Annotated in this window: 4 protein-coding genes; 2 read left to right on the plus strand and 2 right to left on the minus strand. The window is 69.9% G+C overall.

Going from position 1 to position 3348, the window contains the following annotated elements:
* Position 1: 1 nt before the first annotated feature.
* Positions 2-295 carry a hypothetical protein gene (locus MJ797_RS22240; RefSeq protein ID WP_239340675.1) on the minus strand — a complete coding sequence of 98 codons (294 nt, stop codon included), beginning with the start codon at positions 293-295 and terminating at the stop codon, positions 2-4.
* Positions 296-427: 132 nt separating this feature from the next.
* On the opposite strand from MJ797_RS22240, the gene MJ797_RS22245 reads away from it, so the two are divergent.
* A complete protein-coding gene (locus tag MJ797_RS22245) occupies positions 428-1024 on the plus strand; it encodes a hypothetical protein (protein WP_239340677.1) in 597 nt (198 codons plus the stop codon).
* Complete coding sequence (locus tag MJ797_RS22250; RefSeq protein WP_239340679.1) at positions 1024-1923, plus strand: nucleotidyl transferase AbiEii/AbiGii toxin family protein; 900 nt, start codon at positions 1024-1026, stop codon at positions 1921-1923. The genes MJ797_RS22245 and MJ797_RS22250 overlap by 1 nt, the downstream gene beginning before the upstream one ends.
* A 467-nt stretch (positions 1924-2390) precedes the next feature.
* Here the strand turns inward: MJ797_RS22250 and MJ797_RS22255 are convergent, their stop codons facing one another.
* On the minus strand, positions 2391-3323 hold the full coding sequence (locus tag MJ797_RS22255; protein WP_239340734.1) for a DUF2293 domain-containing protein: 933 nt from the start codon (positions 3321-3323) through the stop codon (positions 2391-2393).
* Between the last annotated feature and the right edge of the window lie 25 nt (positions 3324-3348).

Below are 3348 nucleotides of genomic sequence, written 5' to 3' on the forward strand. Positions count from 1 at the left end.
ATCAGCGTGGTGCGTGCCAGCATTGTGCCAGCAGCTGCCGGACGTCCGCCGCGGGCGGCGACCTGAGCGTCGCGGAGACGATCGCGGGCGGGTTGCGCGGTAGGCACACCGAGTGTTCCTCGACCGCCACGTCGAAGGCGGGCTGGACGTCGACGACGTCTGGGTAAGGCGGCTGTTCGACGAGCCGGATCAGGCTTTCGCTGGGATTGCCGCGGCATTCGCCGTCTCGCAGTGGTGCGCGGCCGAGGCGGGATCGCCGCTTGGCCCCCGCGGAGACGACCGTGACCTCGGGCACTCCGACGATCTCACCGAATGCTGCCGACGTCGCCGTTCACCGTCCCACATCAGTCCAGCCTGCCCGCCAGTGTAGGATCGAATCCACCGCAGATTGATAGCTCCTGCGGTGGATTCGATACAGAGGAGGGGCGTGCCCACGTCGAGCGAACGCCTAGCCCGGCTGCCGCCCACGTTCACGACCGCCACGGCGGAACGGGGTGGGTTGCGGCGGCGGGAACTCTACCGGCTGCGGGATACCGGCGTCGTCCACGAATTGTCACGAGGAGTCTTCCGGAAGGACGACGCGCCGGAGACGGCACACCTGGACCTGGTGGCCGTAGCCTTCCGCGCCCCCCAGGCGGTGGTGTGCCTGGTCTCCGCCTTGGCGCTGCACGGACTCACCGACGAGATCCCGGCTGCCGTCCAGGTGGCGGTACGCCGGGGCACCCACCGCCCGCACATCACCTACCCCCCTACGGAGGTCTCGGAGTTCGACGCCGCCACCTTCGACCTCGGCCGCGTTGACGCCGAGGTCGCACCGGGCGAACGGGTACCCGCCTACGGCCCGGCCCGCGCGGTCGTGGACGCCATGCGCCTGCGCCGCCGCCTGGGCGAGCCGGTCGCCTACCGCGCGCTGCGCCAGTACCTGGCCGCACCGCGTTCCCGGCCCGCCGAGCTCCTCGACTACGCCCGCGCGCTCGCTGTGGAAGGCCCCGTCCGGCACGCTGTCGAGGCGGTGCTGAGCTGATGGCGCCGAACCCACCCCGCGCCACGGCCGCCGGGCGGGCCTTCAACGACCTGCGCAACCTGGCGAAGCGGAGCGGGCGGCCCACCGACGAACTGCTGGTCCTCTACGTCCTCGAACGGTTCCTCTTCCGGGTCAGCCTGTCACCGTTCGCCGACCGGCTCGTGCTGAAGGGCGGCCTCCTGCTCACCGTGCTCGACGCTCGCCGGGCAACGCGGGACGCCGACCTGCTCGCGATGCACCTGGACGGCGGTGAACACCACGTCAGGACCTGGGTCGGCGAGATTGCCTCGATCGAGGTCGAGGACGGCGTCACGTTCGACTCCGAGCATGCGCGGTCGGCGCCGACCCGTGAGGGAGCCGCCTACGGCGGGGTGCGGGTCACCATCCCCTCCTCTGTCGGCAAGGCTCGCGTCAACCTCGCGTTGGATGTCAATTTCGGGGACCCGGTCACGCCGGGCCCGATGCCGACCCAGTTCCCCCAGATGCTGGGCGGCCCGCCGTTCCCCTTGCTGGGCTACCCGGTCGAGACCGTGCTGGCCGAGAAACTCACGACAGCGCTCGAACTCGGTGACCTCAATACGCGCGACCGCGACTGGGCCGACGTGTGGCATCTCACCGGCGCCCACAACCTCGACGGGAACACCATGGTCCGCGCGTTGCGCCGGACCTGCGCCCACCGCGCCGTACCGGTGCGTGCTCTTTCCGAAGCCGTACTCAAAATCCCAGAGATCCGGCAGGGAGCCTACGCAGCTTGGCGGCGGCGGCAAGCCGCTACGGAACTGATGTACCCGGCCTCGATGGCGGAGGTGGTTCAGGCGGTGCTTGCCTTCGCCGACCCACCACTGCTCGGCAGCGCTGCCGACCTGACATGGGACGCTGCCGACCGCGAATGGCGGTGAACGAGGTCGATATTCGTAATAAAGCCCTACAAGACGTGCTGGTGCTGCGACCCCGACACCGGCATCCTCTTCGGCAAGAGTGGGGAGTGGTCCCGCTCTCGTAAACAACGGCCCTGGAGGTCCCTGTCCACGAAAGCGGGACCACTCCACGCCTCGCGCCAGCGGGCCTTACCGGCCTCGGTCGGGTCCGCTCTGTCAGCTTCCGCCAGATCGATGTGACAAAGACCGGTGGTTGGCCCATGGGGGCTGGAACGCTGTTGGTCAGGGCCACCCGACCTCGGGAACCCCTCACGCGGCGTGACCTCCGCCTCGGGCGGCACTGAAACGGCTGTCCCTCGGCCAAGCCGCTGATGGGTGGTCTTGGTAACCAGAAGTGACCGCTTTCAAGATCACAAGAAACGACCGGTCATACCGCCGAGCGAAAATTTCGGCGACTGTCACTGTAGGTAGCTGACGTCGGTGCGCTGCTACGCGGGGGAGTGCGTCGGGTTCCGCTGACTGGTGCGCCAGCGTTCGAGGATCTTTTCGACGGTGGGCCGCACACGGTCACGGGCATCCTGCCGCGGTACGCCGGACATCAGCAGTGAGTCGTAGTCGGTGTCGGTGTGCCGGACGGAGGCGGCGACCGTTCGGGTGAGGGCGTCGGGGTCCAGCGCCCGGCCGGCGGCGGAGCGCCCGACCCGGCCGCTGCCGCGGGCTGCGGTGTGGCCGGCGATCGTGTCGGCGCGGGGGCAGCCGGGGAACAGCCGGCGAATTTCCGCCGCGAGCTGGGCCTCGAACTCGGCCTCTGTGTCCGCCCTGCGCTGCCGGTCCCGTTCCCGACGCCGGGAACGGGCCTCCTCATCGCCGAGGCACTGCTGTTCGGCCGTGTTCACAGCGGCGGGTTCGACGAGCAGGCCTTGGCGTTCGTAGCGTTTGCGGGACCGGCTGAAGCGCACGACCACGGCGGCCAGGCCGCTGGCCTTGTGTGCGCGGCGGGTCAGTGCCGGGTCGCCGGCGGGTAGGAACATGAGGTGGTCCATGTCGGCGCAGGCCAGGCACAGCGGCCCGGCGTCTTCCATCACTAGGAACTCGCCGGTGCCCGCGCAGCCGATGCAAGTCCAGTCGTGCAGCGGGGAGATGACCACGAGGTCGGGCGCCCGGCTTGCGCGGCGCACCGCCTGTTCCCGCTGGGCTGGGGACAGGGCGGGGGACATCCAGTGGGTGCGGTAGGCGCGTTCGGTGTGCTCGCCACCGTCGGCAGTGAACCGCAGGGCTCGCCGGTCCCGGGTGGCGGCGGTGTAGGCGACCTCGGACGGCGTCAGGCACTTGTCCTCGGCCCAGCCGCGGAAGATGTCCAGCGCGGCCGCGAGGCGGTTCGCCGACACGGCGGCCTTGCAGGTGCCGAAAACCCCGTCCACGCAGGTCAAGCAGCATTTTCATACT

The sequence above is a fragment of the Protofrankia sp. CiP3 genome (genome assembly GCF_917627345.1).
Lineage (GTDB): Bacteria > Actinomycetota > Actinomycetes > Frankiales > Frankiaceae > Protofrankia.